The 20440-nt window shown below is 43.6% G+C and carries 18 protein-coding genes and 1 pseudogene; 17 read left to right on the top strand and 2 right to left on the bottom strand.

The genetic code is table 11. The annotated features are described in order from the left end of the window. Nucleotides 1-19 precede the first annotated feature (19 nt). The 4 genes from ABS301_RS01190 (at nucleotide 20) to ABS301_RS01175 (ending at nucleotide 5246) form a co-directional block, all read left to right on the top strand. The gene (locus ABS301_RS01190; protein ID WP_349670891.1) at nucleotides 20-1813 is read left to right on the top strand and encodes an ABC transporter ATP-binding protein; all 1794 of its coding nucleotides are present in this window, start codon (nucleotides 20-22) and stop codon (nucleotides 1811-1813) included. Next, the gene (locus ABS301_RS01185) at nucleotides 1806-3551 is read left to right on the top strand and encodes an ABC transporter ATP-binding protein (protein ID WP_349670446.1); all 1746 of its coding nucleotides are present in this window, start codon (nucleotides 1806-1808) and stop codon (nucleotides 3549-3551) included. Before ABS301_RS01190 ends, ABS301_RS01185 begins: the two co-directional genes overlap by 8 nt. Nucleotides 3552-3638: 87 nt before the next feature. After that, nucleotides 3639-4013, top strand: a complete 375-nt coding sequence (locus ABS301_RS01180; protein ID WP_277408111.1) for a desulfoferrodoxin family protein — start codon at nucleotides 3639-3641, stop codon at nucleotides 4011-4013. 75 nt (nucleotides 4014-4088) lie between these two features. Beyond that, nucleotides 4089-5246, top strand: a complete 1158-nt coding sequence (locus ABS301_RS01175; RefSeq protein WP_349670445.1) for a DUF4317 domain-containing protein — start codon at nucleotides 4089-4091, stop codon at nucleotides 5244-5246. A 35-nt stretch (nucleotides 5247-5281) separates the two neighbouring features. Here ABS301_RS01175 and ABS301_RS01170 read toward each other — a convergent pair whose 3' ends face one another. Together ABS301_RS01170 and ABS301_RS01165 are read right to left on the bottom strand one after the other, a co-directional pair. Then, on the bottom strand, nucleotides 5282-5818 hold the full coding sequence (locus tag ABS301_RS01170; RefSeq protein ID WP_349670444.1) for an MATE family efflux transporter: 537 nt from the start codon (nucleotides 5816-5818) through the stop codon (nucleotides 5282-5284). After that, nucleotides 5793-6518 carry an MATE family efflux transporter gene (locus tag ABS301_RS01165; RefSeq protein WP_349670443.1) on the bottom strand — a complete coding sequence of 242 codons (726 nt, stop codon included), beginning with the start codon at nucleotides 6516-6518 and terminating at the stop codon, nucleotides 5793-5795. Before ABS301_RS01165 ends, ABS301_RS01170 begins: the two co-directional genes overlap by 26 nt. Before the next feature lie 34 nt (nucleotides 6519-6552). Here ABS301_RS01165 and ABS301_RS01160 point away from each other — a divergent pair, with 34 nt between their 5' ends. From ABS301_RS01160 to ABS301_RS01100, 13 genes and pseudogenes are all read left to right on the top strand, one after another. Beyond that, nucleotides 6553-6681, top strand: a complete 129-nt coding sequence (locus ABS301_RS01160; RefSeq protein WP_349670442.1) for a RidA family protein — start codon at nucleotides 6553-6555, stop codon at nucleotides 6679-6681. A gap of 157 nt (nucleotides 6682-6838) precedes the next feature. Continuing rightward, the gene (locus ABS301_RS01155) at nucleotides 6839-8593 is read left to right on the top strand and encodes a restriction endonuclease FokI C-terminal domain-containing protein (protein ID WP_349670441.1); all 1755 of its coding nucleotides are present in this window, start codon (nucleotides 6839-6841) and stop codon (nucleotides 8591-8593) included. After that, nucleotides 8590-9258, top strand: a complete 669-nt coding sequence (locus ABS301_RS01150) for a Crp/Fnr family transcriptional regulator (RefSeq protein ID WP_349670440.1) — start codon at nucleotides 8590-8592, stop codon at nucleotides 9256-9258. Before ABS301_RS01155 ends, ABS301_RS01150 begins: the two co-directional genes overlap by 4 nt. A gap of 110 nt (nucleotides 9259-9368) precedes the next feature. Next, complete coding sequence (locus ABS301_RS01145; RefSeq protein WP_349670439.1) at nucleotides 9369-11003, top strand: SulP family inorganic anion transporter; 1635 nt, start codon at nucleotides 9369-9371, stop codon at nucleotides 11001-11003. Between the two features lie 477 nt (nucleotides 11004-11480). After that, nucleotides 11481-11645 carry a YezD family protein gene (locus tag ABS301_RS01140; protein WP_349670438.1) on the top strand — a complete coding sequence of 55 codons (165 nt, stop codon included), beginning with the start codon at nucleotides 11481-11483 and terminating at the stop codon, nucleotides 11643-11645. 20 nt (nucleotides 11646-11665) lie between these two features. Continuing rightward, nucleotides 11666-12607 carry a radical SAM protein gene (locus ABS301_RS01135; protein WP_349670437.1) on the top strand — a complete coding sequence of 314 codons (942 nt, stop codon included), beginning with the start codon at nucleotides 11666-11668 and terminating at the stop codon, nucleotides 12605-12607. Between the two features lie 23 nt (nucleotides 12608-12630). Continuing rightward, nucleotides 12631-12999 (top strand): NifB/NifX family molybdenum-iron cluster-binding protein, encoded by a 369-nt coding sequence (locus tag ABS301_RS01130; RefSeq protein ID WP_349670436.1) that lies wholly within the window; start codon nucleotides 12631-12633, stop codon nucleotides 12997-12999. Nucleotides 13000-13005: 6 nt separating this feature from the next. Further along, on the top strand, nucleotides 13006-14451 hold the full coding sequence (locus tag ABS301_RS01125; RefSeq protein WP_349670435.1) for a nitrogenase component 1: 1446 nt from the start codon (nucleotides 13006-13008) through the stop codon (nucleotides 14449-14451). Nucleotide 14452: 1 nt separating this feature from the next. Then, nucleotides 14453-15739: pseudogene (locus ABS301_RS01120) on the top strand (nitrogenase component 1). 37 nt (nucleotides 15740-15776) lie between these two features. After that, complete coding sequence (gene nifH / locus ABS301_RS01115) at nucleotides 15777-16616, top strand: nitrogenase iron protein (protein WP_502877928.1); 840 nt, start codon at nucleotides 15777-15779, stop codon at nucleotides 16614-16616. Nucleotides 16617-16648: 32 nt separating this feature from the next. Further along, entirely contained in the window at nucleotides 16649-17632 is a 984-nt protein-coding gene (locus ABS301_RS01110) for a PLP-dependent cysteine synthase family protein (protein ID WP_349670433.1), read from the top strand. A gap of 27 nt (nucleotides 17633-17659) precedes the next feature. Next, nucleotides 17660-19123 carry a nitrogenase component 1 gene (locus ABS301_RS01105; RefSeq protein ID WP_349670432.1) on the top strand — a complete coding sequence of 488 codons (1464 nt, stop codon included), beginning with the start codon at nucleotides 17660-17662 and terminating at the stop codon, nucleotides 19121-19123. Continuing rightward, nucleotides 19123-20421 (top strand): nitrogenase component 1, encoded by a 1299-nt coding sequence (locus ABS301_RS01100; RefSeq protein WP_349670431.1) that lies wholly within the window; start codon nucleotides 19123-19125, stop codon nucleotides 20419-20421. The genes ABS301_RS01105 and ABS301_RS01100 overlap by 1 nt, the downstream gene beginning before the upstream one ends. The last annotated feature ends 19 nt before the right edge of the window (nucleotides 20422-20440 follow it).

Raw genomic sequence — 20440 nt, 5'->3', positions numbered from 1 at the left:
GGAAGAAAAAAAGAATCTGATGACAGAACTTCCGGTTACCGGAAAGGTCACGCTCCTTACATTTGCAGGGAATTACAAATATTTAACGTGGCTGGGGTGCCTTCTGTCCGGAATCAGTGCCGTAATCGGGCTGTTTCCCTATGTATTTATGTGGAAGGCGGTAAAAGCTGCAGTTACCGCCTGGCCGGATGTCCGGGCAGCAGGAGAGATGATCACTTATGGCTGGTATGCTGTTGGGGCAGCACTTGGCAGTATGCTGATTTATTTCGGCGCACTTTTGTGCACCCATTTGTCCGCATTCCGTACAGCCAGAAATATGAAGACAGTTGCACTTCATCATTTAACAAAGCTGCCTGTGGGTTATGTCAAACGTATGGGCAGTGGAAAACTGCGCCGGATCATTGACGACGGAGCCGGACAGACCGAGACTTATCTGGCTCACCAGCTTCCCGATCTGGCGGGTGCAATGGTGACACCAGTGGCTGTTTTATTTCTCCTGTTATTTTTTGACTGGAGATTTGGACTGATCAGTTTATTGCCTATGGCAGCAGGGCTTTTTGTTTTGACCCGAATGCTGATGGGAGATATGGAAAATTCCATGGCACAGTACCAGAATGCACTGGAGGATATGAACAATGAGGCCGTGGAATATGTGAGAGGAATTCCGGTTGTAAAAACATTTCAACAGAGTATTTTTTCCTTTAAAAACTTTCATGAGTCCATATTACGTTATAAAAACTGGGCAGTCAACTATACCGTTTCTTTGCGGATTCCCATGTGTGCCTATACTGTAAGCATCAATGGTATTTTTGCTTTTCTAATTCCGGCAGGTCTTGTTCTGACCGCAGATTTAAGCTATGGAACTTCTTATCTCAAAGTGGTTCTGGACATTCTGTTTTATGTTTTGTTTACACCGGTCTGCGTTACCATGATGGATAAAATCATGTGGACCAGTGAGAATACGTTAAAAGCAAAGGATGCCTTAAACAGGGTGATGCTTATAATAGAAGAACCGCCGTTAAAAGAACCGGAACACGGGGGAATTCCGAAAGATTCATCCGTGGAATTTAAGAACGTTACCTTTTCCTATGAAAAAGGAAAGGAGGCCGCTTTGCATAATGTATCGTTTAAAATACCCCAGGGCGCCACTGTGGCAATTGTGGGACCTTCGGGTGGAGGAAAGACCACGGCAGCCAGTCTTATTCCCCGTTTTTATGACGTTGACAGCGGAAGTATCTGTGTGGGCGGAGTCGATATCAGGGAAATGAATACGGAAAAACTGATGGAGAAGATCAGCTTTGTTTTCCAGGACAGCCATCTTTTTAAAGATACCATACTTAATAATATCCGTGCTGCAAGGCCGGAAGCAACAAAAAAAGAAGTGGAACAGGCGGTAAAAGCAGCCTGCTGTCAGGACATTATTGACAAATTCCCCGATGGGTATGAGACTGTGGTGGGGACCAGAGGCATTTACTTATCAGGCGGAGAATGCCAGAGAATCGCCATAGCAAGAGCTGTGTTAAAGAATGCCCCCATTGTTCTTCTTGATGAAGCCACGGCATTTGCTGATCCTGACAATGAATATCAGATCCAGAAAGCATTTGAAACTCTGGTGAAAGGGAAGACAGTTTTAATGATTGCCCACCGTCTTTCCACTGTCCGCGGTGCAGACAAGATTTTAGTGATGAATCAGGGACGGATCGAAGAAGAAGGAAATCATGAGGAACTGATTCAGAAACAGGGGCTGTATGCTGCTATGTGGAAGGACTATCAGACCTCAGTTTCTTGGAAAGTAGGTGAAAAACATGAGTAAGTATTTACAGAGACGGTTTGCTCTTAGTGAACAGGGAGGGAAAGATCTGACTAAGGCAGTATTTGCCTGCGCAGCGGCAAATCTGGGACTTATTTTTCCCATGGGACTTTTAATTCTTTTTCTTGAGAAACTGCTGATGCCTGTAACAGGAGGAAAGGGAGTACAGATAGGGATTTTGGGATTTATGGGGCTTAGTCTGCTCTTTCTGATTCTTATTTTTATCCTTCAATATATACAGTATAATAAAACCTTTCTCGCTTCGTATCAGGAAAGCGCTAATTTGCGTATTCGGCTGGCGGAGAAATTAAGAAAGATTCCGCTGTCTTTCTTTGGTAAAAGAGATCTGGCAGATTTAACAACTACCATAATGGGGGACTGCGCCTGGATGGAGACTGCATTTTCCCACTTTATACCAGAACTTATGGGAGCCCTGCTTTCCACTGCCTTAGTGGGACTGGGAATGTTTTTCCTGGATGTGAAAATGGCACTGGCACTTTTATGGGTAATTCCTGCAGCATTTATGCTATCAGCGGGCACCAGACCTCTCATTGACCGAATGGAACGGAAGGAAAAACAGAAAAAACTGGCAGCTTCCGATGGAATTCAGGAGTGTATAGAAAATATTCAGGATATAAAAGCCAATAACCAGCGGGAAACGTATTTAAAGGATCTGGTTTCAAAAATCATTGCGGTGGAGAAAGGAACTGTCCGAATGGAAGTATTAAACGGCAGCTTTGTGACGGCCTCCCAGATGGTATTACGCCTTGGAATGGCAACAACTGTTCTTACGGGTGCATTTCTCATGACAGAGAGAAAGCTGGATCTCATGGTATTTCTTATGTTCATGGTTGCAGCTACCCGTATCTACGGTCCCCTCACCGGCTGCTTAAATAATTTATCGGCTGTCTATTCCACTCTGCTGCAGGTGGAACGAATGAGAGCCATTGAGGAGGAACCGGTACAGGAAGGGGAAGAAATCAGGGTACTGGGTGGATATGATATTGTGTATGATCATGTGGGATTTTCCTATCATCAGAATGAAACCGTGTTGGAGGATATTTCCTTTTGCGCCAGACAGGGGCAGGTTACCGCTCTGGTTGGCCCTTCCGGCGGCGGAAAAAGTACGGCCGCAAGACTGGCAGCACGTTTCTGGGATGTGGAAAAAGGAAGCGTTACCATTGGGGGAATGGATGTAAAGGGGATTGATCCGGAATATCTCTTAAAACATATCTCTGTGGTATTTCAGGATGTGATGCTTTTTAACAATACAGTTATGGAAAATATCAGGATCGGCAGAAAGGATGCAACTGACAAAGAAGTCATGGAAGCAGCGAAAGCGGCTCAATGCATGGATTTTATTCACCGGCTGCCGGAAGGTTTTCAGACCAGGATCGGTGAAAATGGGTCAGCACTTTCTGGTGGAGAGCGACAGCGGCTGTCCATTGCAAGGGCGTTATTAAAAGATGCATCAGTGATTATACTTGATGAAGCCACAGCTTCCCTTGATGTGGAGAACGAATCTCTCATACAGAGCGCCATATCAAACCTGATTCGGAATAAGACCGTTCTGATTATCGCCCACCGGATGAGAACAGTTGCCCAGGCAGATAAAATAGTGGTATTAAAAGACGGCAAAGTGGCTGAAGAGGGGAGTCCCCAGGTTCTATACAGGAAAGGCGGAATCTACCGTCATATGACGGACTTACAGAATCAGAGTCAGAACTGGTCAATCGGATAGAGGAGGATTTTGTTGTAAGATTGTGGGATTTATGGTATAATTACCATGCAAAATCACAGCAGTCATAAGAAAAAGGAGGGTATTCACATGAAGTTTTTAAAGTGTAATCATTGCGGAAATATTGTAGCGGTTGTAGAAGAAAAAGGCGGTACAATTACCTGTTGCGGAGACAACATGCAGGAGATGAAAGCCAATACCACAGATGCAGCCACTGAGAAACATGTGCCGGTTATTGAAATTGATGGTCAGAGCGTTACGGTTACGGTTGGTTCTGTAGAGCATCCCATGCTGCCTGAACATTTCATTGGCTGGATCGTATTAGAGACAAAGATGGGCAACCAGAGAAAGATCTTAAATCCTGGTGACAAACCAGTTGCAAAATTCATGATGTGTGAAGGCGACGAGGTTGTGGCAGCCTATGAGTACTGCAATCTTCACGGATTGTGGAAAGCAGAGAAATAAATAGAATTAAAAAGCTCACAGACCTTTGGTCCGTGGGCTTTTTGGTCATATCCAAGGAAACAGGAGAGTACCTTCATGAACAAGAAAGAAGCAAGTGAATTAAAAAAGCTTTTTACCCCGGCAAACTGCACCATCAGCCGGATTTGCGGCTGCTATGTAGATGCAGAAAAGAACAAACGGACAGAATTAAAAGAGGCATTTCTATCTCTTCCGGAAGAAGAAGCATTTAAATATTTTACCATTTTTAAAAGTGCCCTTTCCGGTACACTGGGAAAAAATCTGGTGAATATGGAATTCCCTCTCCATACGGAAGAAGAGGGAGGAACCCAGAATTTTCTGTTAAAATTAAGGGACAGCCAGTTAAAGGATGACGGCCTCATTGAGGAATTTTACGATAAGGTGATAGCAAGCTATGATTACGGTGAGAATTATTACATAATCCTGATTCACTGTGCCTATGACATACCGGCGAGATCTTCGGATGGAATCGAGATGTATGATGCATCCGATTTTGTATATGAATTTATTCAGTGTACCATCTGTCCGGTGAAGCTGTCAAAAGCAGGCCTTTGTTATAATTCCCAGGCCAATGTAATTGAGAACAGAAACAGAGACTGGATTGTGGAAGCTCCCGAAACCGGCTTTTTATTCCCGGCATTTACAGACCGCAATACGGATATTCATGGACTTGTCTATTATTCCAAGAATCCGGAGCTGCTGCCGGAGCGTCTCATCGATGAATTGTTAGGCTGTGTGATTCCAATGACAGCAAAGAGCCAGAAAGAAACCTTTCAGACGATCATTGAGGAAACTCTGGGAGAGAACTGCGATTTTGAGACGGTAAAGAACATTCATGATACCATCAATGAAATGCTGGAAGAGACAAAGGACGAACCGGCACCCTTTACCATTGATAAATATCAGATGAAAAAGCTGTTGGAGAACAACGGTGCTTCCCAGGAAAAGCTTGAGGAATTAGAACAGCGGTTTACCCAGGATGAACAGGAGAAAAATTCCGGATTTCTCGCCTCCAATATTGTCAATGCAAGAAGCTTTGAAATCAAGACCACGGATGTGAGTATCAAGGTGGCCCCGGATAAGACCTATCTTGTGGAAAACCGCATGATTGAGGGGCGTCCCTGTATCGTGATCGGGATCAGTGAGCATGTGGAGATCAACGGAATAACAGTAAGACCCATTGGGGCCGAACATAAAGAAGAAGAGGAAACGTAATCCTCTTCTTCTTTCCCTGTCCGGATCCCTGTTAATTAATTTAATACATTGCCAGTTGATTCTCTTGCGGTATTCATCATGCAGTAAATGATATAGAATGCGACAACAAGCTCTGTTACAGGCATAGCTGCCCACAATGCATCACTTCCAAAGAATACCGGAAGGAGCATGATAAGAGTTCCGCTGATAAGAACACCCCGTGAAAGTGAAATTATAAATGAAATTCCCGGTTTCATTACTGACTGAAAATAGTATGTCGAAAAAACATTAAATGGCAACAGCAAAAATGATAAGCAATAGCAACGGATAATCAACGGAGCAATCTTAAGAACAGATTCTGTGGGTGCCATAAAGAATCGTACAAACGTATTGGGAATTGACATGGTTAATGTAATCCACACACAGCTTACAACTGCAACAGTAATAAAACTGTAACGCAGCAGCTTGCGAATTCGATCCTGCTTTTGTGCACCATAATTAATGGATAGAATTGGCTGAGCTGCCTGACCGACACCATAAGCGCAGCATTGCACAAATGTACTGATATTAACAATGACGCCATAGACTTGCAAGTGCATCTGTTCCTGAATATCTCATAATCTGACGATTAAACAGCATTGTCAGTATCCCCATTGCAATGTCAATAAAAAATGTGGAAAAGCCAGCTGTAAAAATCTGCCTTGCCTTTGCGTATAACTGGGTTGGTCGTATCAGCTTAAGTGAATGTCTGCTATTAAAAAAATGTGTCAGCATAACAATCAGTGTTATGCTTGCACTGAAAGCTGTTGCAATACCGGCTCCCAATATACCCAAATCAAACGTGAATACAAGTAAATAATCTCCCGCTATATTAATTATTCCTCCCAGCATGACAGCTTTTGTAGCCAGTCCTGGGTTTGAATCATTACGTAAAAAAGCAGAAAGCATCTGAGTAAAGAGAAATACTGGAACCGTATATTTTATTGGGATTAAGTATTTTTTTGCCAGGGGGAGCAAGGTATGATCTGCACCAAATAAAAGCAGCAGCTGATCCTCAAAAAATATCAGAGAGATCCAGAGGATTGCAGACAATAAAGCCGTAAAAATCACCGCTGCTGAAAAATATTCATTTCCACGTTCAGAATTATGGCATTTCCCCCGGCTTGTACTGAATAATATAGAGCCTCCGATTCCCGTAAGCAGACCAAAACTATAGAGAATATTCCAAACAGGAGCGATTACCGCCATGGCTGCAGAGCCAGAGGGTCCGTGGTATTGCCCGACCATTATCATGTCTACCATGCTGTAAACCGATGTAATTAAGGCAATGAAAATACCCTATTCAACCCGTTCCTGTGTGCAGGTTGCAGCTCTTCCGATGAATGCCGGAGTTGAGATTGAAGTACTCTGTGCACGTGGAACAATCACGCCGGCAGACTGCGGCTGTTGCGAATAACAACCTGTTCCTGGCCTCGTTTCTTCCTCATTGCCATGTTGGTTATGAGAAAGTAACGGGGTCTTTCCGTTTGCTGCATGCTGAAGCAGTCCAAAATATTTTGCCTATCTGTGCTTCCTATGCTATACTGTAAGAAAACTACAGTGAGGAATGAATCGTGGCTGAGAGAACATTTGGCTGGGTACAGGAAGCCTATACCCTGGACAATTTAAAAAATGTGGTATCCGTATTTGTACCGGATTCCAATATAAACCGGCTGCTGAAAACGGATAAAATTCCAAGACTCATTCAGGAAGAAGACAAAAGAGAAGAGTTTATAAAAGAACTGGACCAGGAGAAAATCCGCATTCCCTATACCCATCTAAAAGGAAAAGGAACACCAAAAGGGTATACCAGAAGCAACGCGCCCTGTTCCGGTATCATACAGGCGGTTTTGCCTGGGCAGAGAAAAGAATATCAGTCTGACTGGCCGGCTGATTCCTTTTTAAGATGGGCAGTCAGTCTTGGCTTTCTGGACTATGACAGGACGTCTGATGAATGCTCTTTATCTGATTTAGGAAGGCAGTATGCAAAAACAGATGCTGGAAGCAAAGAGGAAGAAGATGTATTAAAAGATGCGCTTCTTTCCTACCCTCCGGTATGCAGAGTGCTGTCCCTTCTGATGAAGGAAGGTCATATGACCAAATTCGAGATAGGTGCCAGGCTTGGTTTTATTGGAGAAGCTGGTTTTACTTCCATTCCACAGTCTATGATTTTAGAGGGACTTGCGGCAGCAGAAGAGAAGGAAGAAAAGACAAAGCTGCTTCAGGATACGGAAGGAACCAGCGACAAGTACGTCAGAACCATTTGCAGCTGGCTGATTTTTGTAGGCTGGATAAGGAAAGTTCCAAAAGAGATACCCGGCCTGTACGGACACAAGGAAGATACAGAGGTAATTCCCCAGTCGTATCAGCTGACACTGAAGGGAAGAACCATATGCAATCATATAACAGGAGTATCCAGATACAAAAAAGTACCTAAGCGGGTGATGTGGGATATGCTGGCGACCAAGGCAGCAGACCGGGAATACTTAAGAAACCGGCGGGCCCATATCATATTGTGTCTGGAAAAGTCACCCCTCACCCCTATGCAGATTCAGGAGTATTTAAGACAGAAGGGGATAGAGGAAGAGGCAGAAACCATACTTGATGATATCAAGAGTCTGGAAAATATCGGGCTGCAGGTCCAAAAGACCAGAGATACATACCGGATTACAGATGAAATTACGGGACTTTTATTTCCGGAAACCCAGTCTTTCATTCCAGTAAAATCCCAGGTATCCATACTGAAGGATTATTTACGATCCTACTTGTCACATGTGGACCATAAGTATTTAATTCTGCTGGATTTAGGCTTTGACGGCACCTCCGACCGGGATTATGAGATTCAGACAGCCCAGCTTCTTACTGCGGAGTTGTCCTTTCTTGGAGGAAGACTTGGAGATACCAGAAAGCCGGATGTCTGCATTTACTACGAAAACAACGGTCTGATCATCGACAACAAGGCTTATGGAAAGGGATATTCCCTTCCCATCAAGCAAGCTGATGAGATGTACCGATATATAGAAGAGAATAAGGAACGAAGTGAGCTGATTAATCCCAACTGCTGGTGGAACATCTTTGATGAGGGAGTGAAAACATTTCGCTTTGCCTTCCTGTCCGGAGAATTTACCGGAGGTTTTAAAGACAGATTAAACCATATCTCCATGCGTTCCGGTATCAAAGGGGCAGCAGTGAATTCCGCAAATCTGCTTATCATGGCAGAACAGTTAAAATCAGGTACAATGAGCTATGAGGAATTTTTTCAATTGTTTGATCATAACGATGAGATTATATTTCCACACCTATCAATACAGGGAGGTTTGATACTATGACACTGGGAGATTATCTTCCTTTTTGGAACAAACTTACAGAGAAACAAAGAGAAAAGCTGTCATCAAAATCGAAAAAAATAAGATTTGAAAAGGGAATGCTGGTACACGGGGAATCCGATGAGTGCAGCGGTTTTCTTCTTGTAACAGAAGGTCAGTTAAGAGTGTTTACCATATCGGATGAAGGACGGGAACTGACTTTATACCGGCTGTTTGAACGGGATATCTGTCTGTTCTCCGGGTCCTGTATGGTGAAGAACATCCAGTTTGATGTAACTGTGGAAGCAGAACAGGATACAGTAGTGTTCCAGATTCCAGCTGATATCTATCGTGATTTAATGGAAGAATCAGCCGTAGTCTCAAACTTCACCAATGAACTGATGGCATCCAGATTCTCCGATGTGATGTGGCTGATGGATCAGGTGATGAACAAAAAGATGGATGGAAGACTGGCTGCATTCTTACTGGAAGAGTGCAGGCTGAATGATACGTTGGAGCTTTCCATTACCCATGAGCAGATCGCACGCCATTTAGGCACTGCCAGAGAGGTGGTAACCCGTTTGCTTCGTCTGTTCCAGGGAGAGAGTCTGGTGAAGGTAACAAGAGGGACCGTAGAGCTTCTTGACGAGAAAGGGTTAGAGGTGCTGGCAGCCCATAGTTTAAGATGAACCTGTATGTACTATTTAAAGAACATGAAAAATAAACTTGCTTTCTTTTATCTGGAACGTTATATTATAAAAAGTTTATAAAAATTTTATAATAGACAGAGGATGAAGAAATGAAAGATTTGGTACCTCAGTTTTTTTTATCAATGAAGCATTATACGAAGGAACAGTTTTTGAAAGACTTCGTATCCGGAATCATTGTAGCGATTATTGCCCTTCCGCTTTCCATTGCCCTGGCATTAGCAAGCGGTGTTACACCGGAGCAGGGGCTTTACACCGCCATTACAGCCGGTTTTGTGATCTCTTTTCTGGGAGGAAGCAAGGTTCAGATTGCAGGCCCCACCGCTGCATTTGCATCTATCGTGGCAGGGATTGCAGCGAAAAACGGCTTTGACGGGTTGGTTATGGCAACCATTCTGGCAGGAATTTTTCTGCTTATCATGGGATTTTTGCGGATGGGAAGCCTGATCCGCTTTATTCCATATACCATTACCACAGGATTTACCACAGGAATCGCTGTTACTATATTCATTGGCCAGATCAAGGATTTTATGGGACTTACCTTTGGGCATGCCCCAATCGAAACTCTCGGAAAAGTCAGTGAGGTGGTACACAGCATTGGTACGCTCAATCCCATGGCTCTTGCAGTGGGATTTACAGCCCTCATCGTTTTAGTTGTATGGCCCAGATTTTTTAAGACCATACCGCCGTCACTGATTGCCGTCATCCTTACGGCGGGTCTGGTAAAAGTGTTTCATCTTCCGGTAAATACCATCGGGGATTTATACACCATATCATCGGAACTTCCCACCTTTCATCTTCCTGTATTTTCTCTTGCCATGGTACAAAAGGTAATGCCGGATGCAGCGACCATAGCGGTTCTGGCAGCGGTAGAATCCTTATTGTCCTGCGTAGTTGCAGACGGAATGGTAGGAAGCAGACATAATTCCAATATGGAGCTGGTTGCCCAGGGAGCCGGTAATATCTGTTCCGCTCTTTTTGGCGGAATTCCAGCCACTGGAGCCATAGCAAGAACTGCTGCAAACATAAAAAACGGCGGAAGAACGCCTGTAGCAGGCATGGTTCATGCAGTGATGCTTCTTCTGGTTTTAGTATTTTTAATGCCTTATGCGGCGTTAATTCCCATGCCGGCTATCGCAGCTATTCTTTTTATAGTAGCTTATAACATGAGTGAGTGGAGAGTCTTTCTTTCCATCGTGAAGACAGCTCCCAAAAGCGACTGGTCCGTGCTGCTTGTGACCTTTGTATTTACTGTTGCATTTGATCTTGTAACAGCCATTGCAGTCGGAATTTTATTTGCTTCCCTGCTGTTTATGAAACGTATGGCTGATGTGACAGAAGTAAGCAGCTGGAAGTACTTAGAGGATGAAGAAAACAGCAGCGAATCCATAGACTTAAAACCTGTGCCAAAGCATGTTGCAGTCTTTGAGGTAAGCGGTCCCATGTTCTTTGGCGCTGCGGAAAAGATTTCCCAACTGATTATTGAGGAGGGGAAACGGGTTATGATTCTTAGGATGAGAAGTGTTCCGGCAATGGATGCAACGGCTTTAAAAAGCCTGGAAAAACTGTATCACAATTTAAAGAAAAAGCATGTGACCCTTATTTTATCCCATGTTAATGACCAGCCTATGTCCATGATGGAGCGGGCGGGATTTTTGGAGTCCGTGGGGAGAGAGAACCTGGCGGGTTGCATTGATGAGGCGCTTTTGATGGCAAAGGCCATGTGATTTGACTGTTAGAATCATAAACCAGAGGAGTAAAGCAGAATATTCTGTTTTTGCATCTCTGGTTTTTCTTTATTCTGCCTATTGGCTGAAAACCAGTGATACGTTGAGAGATAATAAAAAATAAAAAAAAGATTGACAACTTAATCAGATAAGATTATAATTCAAAGCATATAAACATATAACTTTAATAGGGAATGCGAAGGAGAGGTAACATGCATATGAAAGATTCTGTAGTTAATACCAAGAATTTTCAATTTACAAATCAGATGAGTTGTTATTGTAAAGCTGAGTTCGAGTGTAAGAATACAGTTTGTTTTTCTATGCATTAGAATACCTGAGTCCGTTACTGAGGGGGGTGGCAGGTACTTATATTGTACCTGTTTTTTTTATAAATAAATGTTAATGAGAAAATTAGATCAACAACATTCAAATACCGCCCGGGGCTAACACCAGTCAACCATTATGAAATGAGAGAAGGTGATTCCTATACCCTATGCAGATTCATCAAAGTCGGATAAAGATTACCTTCATCTGATCAATGAGATGGCGAGAGATGTAAAATATGGTTCCATAACCATAACGATTCAAGACGGGAAAATCGTACAGATTGAAAAAAATGAAAAGATCAGATTAAAGGACTGACTGGACAACCGGAGGTTCTGATGAGCAAACTTATGCATATCAGACGAAGGTTGTCTTTTTTGTTATCAATTTTTGAAAGTGAGGTAAAGATGGCCGATACATATCAGAAACTAAAAAGTTTCCACCCATGCTTTGGGGGAAACAGAAACAATACCGGAAGGATTCATCTACCTGTAAGCCCTGGATGTAATATATCCTGTAAATTCTGTGACAGAAAGATTAATGATCATGAAGAAAGACCAGGAGTAACGTCACAGGTACTTACACCCCAGGAAGCCATGGAAGTTCTTGAAAAAGCATTAAAGCTGTGTCCGGAAATTACGGTTGCCGGAATTGCAGGACCAGGTGATACACTGGCTACGGATTATGCACTGGAAACATTTCGTCTGATCAGAGAGAAATACCCCAGGCTGATTAAATGTATGAGTACCAATGGACTTCTTCTTTCTGAGCGGGCAGAAGAAATAATAGAAGCAGGAGTGGATTCTTTAACAGTTACGGTGAATGGTGTAGATCCTGAAATCGAGGCAAAGCTTAACCGCCTGATCATCTACCACGGTAAAGTATATATAGGAGTCGAGGCGGCCGCGATCTTAATTGAGAACCAGTTAAATGGGATTGAAAAAATTGCGGCTGCGGGAATTACAGTTAAAGTAAATACCGTGCTGGTTCCAAGCATTAACGGAGAGCACATTGAAGACATTGCCAAGGCAGTAAAAGAAAGAGGGGCACAGATTTATAATCTGATTCCGCTGATTCCCCAGTCAGATTTGAGAAATGAGCAGGCTCCTGTATGCAGTCAGATTGAGGAGGCCAGAGCCCTGGCTGGAAAGCATATTGATGTCTTCCGCCATTGTCAGCATTGCCGTGCAGATGCGGTAGGGCTTTTGGGTGGAAAGGATTACGGAGATTTAATATATCAAAGAAGGATTGTGGGAAGTGATACATTTTCTCATGGCTGATATTGAAAGAGGGTTGGATTTCTATGATTTACAAAATTGCAGCAGCGTCGTCAGACGGAAAGGTAATTAATCAGCATTTTGGAAGAACAGAAGAATTTCACATTTTAAAAGCAGACAGTTCCGACAGAACTTTTTGGTATCAGGAGACCAGAACGACGGCTCCAGTCTGCAAACAGCAGGAGCACGATGACGGGGAACTAAGAACAGTGGCAGATCTACTGGGAGACTGTGATTATGTTCTGGTAAGCAGAATTGGTGAAGGAGCCAGATCCGCTCTTGCAGAAAATGGAACATGGGCCTTTGAATTGCCCGGACTGATTGAGGATTCTGTACAAAGACTTCTTTCTTATATAGAAGTCCAGAACTTATTTAAGAAAGAAAAGAAAGGATGAAAGCGCATGAGTGAAAATTATTCAGGAATCCGGGAAAGCCGTCCAAACCGGTATAACGATCTGGGTTCCACAGGAAGTCAGGCAGAGAAAGATTTTAAAAACGGCTGTTTAAAAAAGGCAGACCGAAGCTTTGCCCAGGGACTTCAATGTCAGCAGATTAACAGTATGGCAGCACTTATGTCACTGGAGGATTCCGTTTTTATTGCCCATTCCCCACAGGGGTGTGTGGGCTGTACCTCTCTGGCAGTGGACCAGTACCGGGTTGGGCAGGCGCACCGGGGAGTAAAAAACATCAAAAACCCGCGAATTATCGTATCAAATCTGGATCAGAACAATGTAATTTTCGGAGGTGAGGATAAGCTTAAGAAAGCGGTTAGCGATGCAATCCAGCGCTATCACCCCAAGCTGATTTTTGTATTTGCTTCCTGTGCTTCCGGTATTATTGGGGATGATATTGAGGCGATTTTAAGAAAAATACAGGAAGAGACACAGGCTCTTCTGATTCCCATTCATTGTGAAGGCTTTAAATCCAAAATATGTGCTTCCGGATTTGATGCGGCGTTTCTATCCATTAACCAGTACATATTAAAGAAGGAAAAACTGGAGAAGAAAAAAGGATTAATTAACTTATTTGCTCCGGTCTCCATCAGCTATTCCGATCAAAAGGAGATGGAACGTATGCTGTCCCTTCTGGGGCTTCGTGTAAACTACATTCCATTTTACAGTTCACTGGAAACAATAAAGGAAATTCCTGCTGCAGAGGCATCTACTTCTATCTGCAAAGTCTTTGCAGATGAATTTATGAAGACTCTTTATGAGGATTATAAGATACCCTATTCCCACACGGTTATGCCCATTGGTGTAAGGAACACGGATATCTGGTTTCGGGGAATTGCCGGAATTGTAGGAAAAGAAAAAGAAGCAGAAGAAATGATCCAGAGAGAACATGAAAGAATTCTTCCTTTAGTGGAATCCATAAAAGACCGGCTTAAGGGCAAACGGGTATTTATCTGCGGCGGAACCGGACGGTCATTTGCAGCGGCAGCCTTAATTGATGATTTTGGAATGGTGCTCGTAGGGCTTGAGGCTCCGACCTATGATGAAGACGCACAGGCAGATATTGAATATTTAAATACCATACATTCGGACTATGTGATTGATATCGCAAATATGCAGCCCTTCGAGCAGGTGAATCTGGTAAAGAGGTTGAAGCCTGATGTTTTTATCGGTGTTCCGGAGTGGGCTGCAAAGCTTGGAATTCCCACAACCCATGTTCTTGATATGAAACGCCCCACCATGGGCTATGATGGGCTTTTGTTTCTGGGAAATAAAATAGCAGACCAGCTTGAAAACCCAGGCTTTAACGTAAAGCTCTCCCAGCATGTAAAGCTTCCATATAAAGAGAGCTGGTATGAAAAAGATCCATTTCAATACATAATCGGAGGTGAGTGAGATGTCTCAAGTGATAGAAAATCCCAGAGGGGGCTGTGTGCTGGCCGGAATTAATTCCGTTTTGGGAGCCCTTGACCGGGTATGCCCCATTTACCATGCAGGACCGGGCTGTTGTATGCAGACAACTGCTTCCGATCCCGGACAGTCCGGAAATAAAAGTTCCTGTTTTGTCAGCAGCGTTTCCATTCCATCCAGCAATATGCTGGAGCGTGAAGTGGTATTTGGAGGAACTCAGAAACTGAAAACCACCATTGAGGGGGCGGTTGAAATTATTGATGCAGACGCCTACTTTGTACTGACTGGCTGTACGGCAGGTATTATAGGAGATGATATTATGAGCGTGACCACTGAATTCAGAGAAAAGGGAATCCCTGTTTTTCCCATTGAAACTCCGGGATTTGCAGGAGACAGCAATTTAGGCTATGAAGTAATATGGAATACCATGATTGACCAGGTGATTGAACCGACGGAAGAAAAGGAAGAAAATCTTGTTAATCTGTTTGGAATTATTCCATACCACGATCCATTCTGGAGTGGAAATTTAGAAGAGATTTCCCGAATTTTAAAAAAGCTTGGACTAAAAGTCAACACTTTTTTTACGGAACAGCAGGGGATGGAAACTATAAAGTCCTGTGCAAGAGCATCCTTAAATATTATCATCCATCCCTGGATATTAAAAGGGCCTGCAGAAAGATTTGAGGAGAAATTTCATGTTCCTTATATCCGTTATCCAGGACTTCCAATTGGAGCCAGCGATACCAAACGTTTTATTTTGACAGTGGCAGAAGCATTAAAGCTTGATGACCGGCTGGTAAATCAGGTTCTGGAAGAAGAGGAGGCTTAAGTTTACCGGTATCTGGCTCAGGCCATAGGAACATTGAGCTGGAAGAAATTTGCAGTAGTTGCCGACGGATCAACAGCGGTGGGCATTACCCGCTACTTAGCCAATGACTATAGTTTTACGCCGGTGCTTGTCATTATTTCAGAGCCTCTTTTCAGACAGGAAGATAAAGAGAGAATTGTCACAGAACTTATGACGCTGGAATATGCAAAACCGCCCAGAGTCGTATTCTGCGCGGATCAGTATGAGATCAATCAGGAACTTTTAAAGCAGGAGGACATTTCTCTGATCATCGGAAGCAGCAATGAAGAGGAGGTCAGTTCTTTAAAAGAAGTTCAGAATATAGTTGCAGCATTCCCCATTAAGGATCGTTTGATTTTTAACAGTGCCTATGCCGGTTACAGGGGAAGTTTAACATTGATAGAAGATTTATACGACAATTTATAATTGAGAACAGGAAAGAGAGGTCAGAGCAATGGGACAGATCAGACAGATTGCCATCTATGGGAAAGGGGGAATCGGAAAATCCACGACGACACAGAATTTAACAGCAGGATTGGTGGAACTTGGGAAAAAGGTTATGGTTGTTGGGTGTGATCCAAAAGCAGATTCTACCAGACTGCTTCTTGGGGGGCTGGCGCAAAAGACCGTGCTGGATACCTTAAGAGAGGAAGGAGACGGAGTGGTTCTTTCCCGAATTTTAAAAGAGGGGTACGGGGGAACCAGATGCGTGGAATCCGGAGGTCCGGAACCTGGCGTCGGCTGTGCAGGAAGAGGTATTATTACCTCCATTGGCCTATTGGAGAATTTAGGCGCCTATACTGAGGATCTGGATTACGTGTTTTACGATGTGTTGGGAGACGTAGTCTGCGGTGGTTTTGCCATGCCCATAAGAGAAGGAAAAGCAAAGGAAATCTATATCGTTGCCAGTGGGGAGATGATGGCACTGTATGCAGCAAATAACATTGCAAAAGGCATTAAGCGGTACGCAAAAACAGGAGGTGTCCGCATTGGAGGCATTATCTGCAACAGCAGAAATGTGGACAGAGAACTGGATCTGCTACGGGCATTTTCAAAGGAGCTTGGAACAAAGCTTTTGTATTTTGTTCCAAGAGATAACATTGTGCAGCATGCGGAGATTAACAGAAAAACGGTTATTGAATACCGGCCGGATTCCAATCAGGCCAATGAATACCGCAGTCTTGCCCAGGCGATTATCGATAATCAGGATTTCACAATCCCTACTCCCATGGAGCAGGAGCGGTTAGAAGAAATATTGCTGGAATTCGGCCTGATGAATATTAAGGATGATTATAAAATCTAATAACGTTTATGAACCCTGAAAGGAGAATCGATATGGCTGCCATACATCAATCAATTACGGAACTCATAGGAAAAACGCCTCTTCTGGAACTGGTCAATTACGAAAAAAAGCTGGGACTAAATGCGAAAATCATTGCCAAACTGGAGTATTTTAATCCCAATCAGAATGTGAAGGACAGAATTGCCAGGGCAATGATCGAGGATGCAGAGGAAAAAGGATTATTAAAACCAGGTGATACCATTGTGGAAACAACCAGTGGAAATACGGGAATCGGTCTGGCAGCCATAGCGGCCAGCAAAGGCTATGGGTTCCGGGTATACATACAGGATCAGGTAAGTGAGGAGCGGTTTAAGAATATCAGAGCTTTTGGAGGAGAAACCATTAAGCTTTCAGAAGTAAAAGAAGTGAAAGCGGTTCTTGATGAAACAGGCGGCGATTTTGTGGCGGCGATTAAAGCTCTTGAGGAAAAAGTTTTGTCCAAAGAAAGCAATATCTTCTTCGTAAATCAGATTGAGAATCCAGCCAATCCGTCCGTTCATGAACAAACCACAGGTCCTGAAATATGGGAAGATACCGATGGAACGGTGGATATACTGGTAGCCTGCGTGGGCACAGGAGGAACCGTGTCAGGAGCAGGTAAGTATCTAAAGAAAAAGAACCCGGATCTTAAGATTATTGCAATCCAGCCGGGGCCAGGGTCTCTTCCCAATGAGTCGGATCCATTTCCTCCCGACATAACCGGTGTTCACCCTTTTGAAGGAGTACCGGAGGAACGGATTCCAAAGAATATGGATCGTTCCATCTACGATGAAAAGGTGGAGGTGGAAACGTACCAGGCATATGAAACAGCCAGAGACGTGGCAAAAACCGATGGGATTTTAGTTGGAACCTCTTCTGGAGCAGCCATTTATGCGGCGGTTCAGATTGGGAAAAGGGAAGAAAACAGAGGAAAAAATATTGTGGTCATTCTGGCTGATACCGGTCTTCGCTACCTGTCAACCAAACTGTTTGAATAAAGTATAAGGCTAAATGGAGGTTTAAAAATGGCATTTCAGTTATCAGGTTCCAATCTTGGAACCAGAGAGAACCGGTTGGGTTCCATAACCGGGTATGTGGGAGATTTAGAAGACCTTGCAAGTCAAAGCAAATGCGGAACCCTGAATGGATGCAGCCGCTGCTTTTCCCAGTCCAGCACATGTTTATCCGGCTGTGCACTAGGCCAGCTTGGAGGAATCCGGGATGTGGCGATCATTCATCATGGCCCGGCAGGCTGTTCGGCAACAGCCAGTTCCCAATATATTGTTACCAATCAGGTCGCAGCAAAACGAGGCGTAGTTAACAGCTCTGTGTACATCGGAACGGATATGGATGAGAATGATACCATCTTTGGATCCACAGATGCATTGGCGGAAATTATTCTTGAAGTAAACAGACGGTATCATCCAAAAGCAATTTTTGTCAGCAGCTCCTGCGCAACAGGAATCATAGGAGAAGATATTGACAGCGTGGTGGATGAAGTGAAAGAAGCAATTCCTGTGCCGGTCATTGCAGTCCACTGTGAAGGCTTTAAATCCCGGATATGGGCTACCGGCTTTGATATTTCCGATCATGCTGTTCTAAGCGGAATTGTAGAGCCTCCCAGAAAAAAGCAAAACACCATTAATTTTAAAAATTTCTATGAAAGTGCCAGAAATGAAATCATAGAAATGTTTCGGAATTTTGATCTGGAACCGGTTTTCCTCTATGCAAATGCTACGGTAGAAGAGTTGAAGCATCTATCAGAGTCAGTTGCAACCACCTGTATCTGCGGGACGCTGGGAAATTATCTTGGAAATGGTCTGGAGGAAGTTTATGGAGTTCCCTATATCAGGACGATTAACCCCCTTGGAATTACCGGATTTGAAACCTGGCTTCGTGAGATTGGAAGAGTTGCGGGAAAACAGCCCCAGGTAGAACACTATATTGAGGAGCAGAGAAACATTTACATCCCTCAGATTGAGGCGGTAAAAAAAGAATTAAAAGGTTTAAAGGCCGTTCTTGGAATGGGGCCTGGTTATACCTTTGAAGTAACCAGAGTGCTGAACGAACTGGGAATAGAAGTGGTATGGGCACTGGCGTGGCATTATGACAAACGGTATGAAAATGGGGAGATCCCGCCCGCCATGAGCTATCTTCTGGAAAATGATATTAATTTCGAAGCCAGCGTGGCAGATCAGCAGAATTTTGAAGTTATGAATATTTTAAATAAATTCCGGCCGGATTTATACCTTTCCAGACATCCGGGCTCCACAGTATGGGCAATCAAGCAGGGAACACCGGCTGTTTATGTGGCAGATGAGTATATGATTTTCGGTTATAAACATACTCTGGAATTTGCTCATGCAATTTTAGATACCATCCGCAACCGAAGCTTTGAACAGAATCTGGCAAAGAGGGTGAAGCTGCCGTATACCGACTGGTGGTATCAGCAGGATGTAGGAAGTTTCTTAGAGGAGGCAATCAGCTGATGGCAAAAATTCTGGATAAACAAAGATATAAATGTGCAATGAGTGCAATGCAGACAGTTCAGGCAATTGAAAGAGCAATTCCTGTACTTCATTCAGGACCCGGCTGTGCACAAAAACTATCCGGTTCCACAGGCAGCTCCGGATATTTCTCTCCCAATATTTACCCATGTACCAGCATCAATGAGCGGGATGTGGTCTTTGGCGGAGTAAAGAAGCTGGAATCGACCATCCGTCACTCCCTTGAAGTAATTGATGCAGACTTATATGTGGTATTAACCGGCTGCATTCCGGAGATTGTGGGAGATAACACTGAGGAAGTGGTATCTGGATTCAAGGAGGAAGATAAGCCTGTGATTTATGCCTTAACTGCTGGATTTAAGGGCAATAACTACAAAGGTCATGAACAGGTCATTGATGCGCTGACGGAACAGTATTTAGAACCGTCTAAGATCAGGATTAAAGGGCTTGTTAATATCTGGGCAGACGTTCCATATCAGGATGAGTTCTGGCATGGAAATTATAAGGAACTGGAACGACTGGTGAAAAAACTGGGATTAACCCCCAATATTATATTTGGATACAATCGGGGAATTGAGAATATTAAAAAGATTCCTGCGGCTGAGTTTAACTTACTGATCTCTCCATGGGTCGGGCTTACGAATATGAAGAAGATGGAGCAAAAGCTTGGGATTCCATATCTGCATTATCCAACCCTTCCAATTGGTGCATTTGAAACCAGTAAATTCTTACGTGAAATCGGAACATATGCGGGAGTGCCGGAAGAAAAAGTGGAAGCGGTTATATCAGAGGAAGAGTCGTCTTACTATTACTACATTGAACGCTATGCAGATCTGTTTCTGGAAACCAGAGTCATGTCAAAGCAGTTTACCGTAGTGGCAGATGCCCAGTATGCGCTGGGGATAACAAAATTTCTGGTTAATGACCTGGGGCTTTTTCCGGCTAAGCAGTTTGTTGTAGATGATACACCCAGGGAGTATCAGGAAAAGGTCCGCTCCTATTTTAAGGATTTAAATTACAACATAGAGGCGGAAGTCAGCTTTGATACCGATGGATTTAACATTCACAATGAGATTAAAGCCCATGACTATCATGGATACCCCCTGATTTTAGGAGGTCATTGGGAAAAGGAGGTCGCGAAGCAGACCAATGCTCATTTTTTAAATGTATCATGGCCGGTGAATGAACGTCTGATCATGAACAGCTATTACACAGGATACGAAGGCGGTCTTAAACTCATTGAGGATATCTATTCCGTTGCAAAAACAAGATTCAACTAGTTTAAGAAGGAGGAAATTA

The sequence above is a fragment of the Lacrimispora sp. genome (assembly GCF_031982545.1).
In the GTDB taxonomy this organism is placed as follows: domain Bacteria; phylum Bacillota; class Clostridia; order Lachnospirales; family Lachnospiraceae; genus Lacrimispora.
Note: the sequence above shows the minus strand (reverse complement) of the source record. Positions and strands in the feature narration are given on the sequence as shown.

Excerpts from the sequence above, each read along its gene's own strand:
- ABS301_RS01135 (WP_349670437.1), top strand. The coding sequence starts at position 11,666 with ATGAGCAAACTTATGCATATCAGACGAAGGTTGTCTTTTTTGTTATCA.
- ABS301_RS01145 (WP_349670439.1), top strand. The coding sequence starts at position 9,369 with ATGAAAGATTTGGTACCTCAGTTTTTTTTATCAATGAAGCATTATACG.
- ABS301_RS01125 (WP_349670435.1), top strand. The coding sequence starts at position 13,006 with ATGAGTGAAAATTATTCAGGAATCCGGGAAAGCCGTCCAAACCGGTAT.
- ABS301_RS01105 (WP_349670432.1), top strand. The coding sequence starts at position 17,660 with ATGGCATTTCAGTTATCAGGTTCCAATCTTGGAACCAGAGAGAACCGG.
- ABS301_RS01150 (WP_349670440.1), top strand. The coding sequence starts at position 8,590 with ATGACACTGGGAGATTATCTTCCTTTTTGGAACAAACTTACAGAGAAA.
- ABS301_RS01100 (WP_349670431.1), top strand. The coding sequence starts at position 19,123 with ATGGCAAAAATTCTGGATAAACAAAGATATAAATGTGCAATGAGTGCA.
- ABS301_RS01130 (WP_349670436.1), top strand. The coding sequence starts at position 12,631 with ATGATTTACAAAATTGCAGCAGCGTCGTCAGACGGAAAGGTAATTAAT.
- ABS301_RS01185 (WP_349670446.1), top strand. The coding sequence starts at position 1,806 with ATGAGTAAGTATTTACAGAGACGGTTTGCTCTTAGTGAACAGGGAGGG.
- ABS301_RS01165 (WP_349670443.1), bottom strand. The coding sequence starts at position 6,518 with ATGATAATGGTCGGGCAATACCACGGACCCTCTGGCTCTGCAGCCATG.
- ABS301_RS01175 (WP_349670445.1), top strand. The coding sequence starts at position 4,089 with ATGAACAAGAAAGAAGCAAGTGAATTAAAAAAGCTTTTTACCCCGGCA.
- ABS301_RS01160 (WP_349670442.1), top strand. The coding sequence starts at position 6,553 with ATGAAAATACCCTATTCAACCCGTTCCTGTGTGCAGGTTGCAGCTCTT.
- ABS301_RS01190 (WP_349670891.1), top strand. The coding sequence starts at position 20 with ATGACAGAACTTCCGGTTACCGGAAAGGTCACGCTCCTTACATTTGCA.
- ABS301_RS01180 (WP_277408111.1), top strand. The coding sequence starts at position 3,639 with ATGAAGTTTTTAAAGTGTAATCATTGCGGAAATATTGTAGCGGTTGTA.
- ABS301_RS01110 (WP_349670433.1), top strand. The coding sequence starts at position 16,649 with ATGGCTGCCATACATCAATCAATTACGGAACTCATAGGAAAAACGCCT.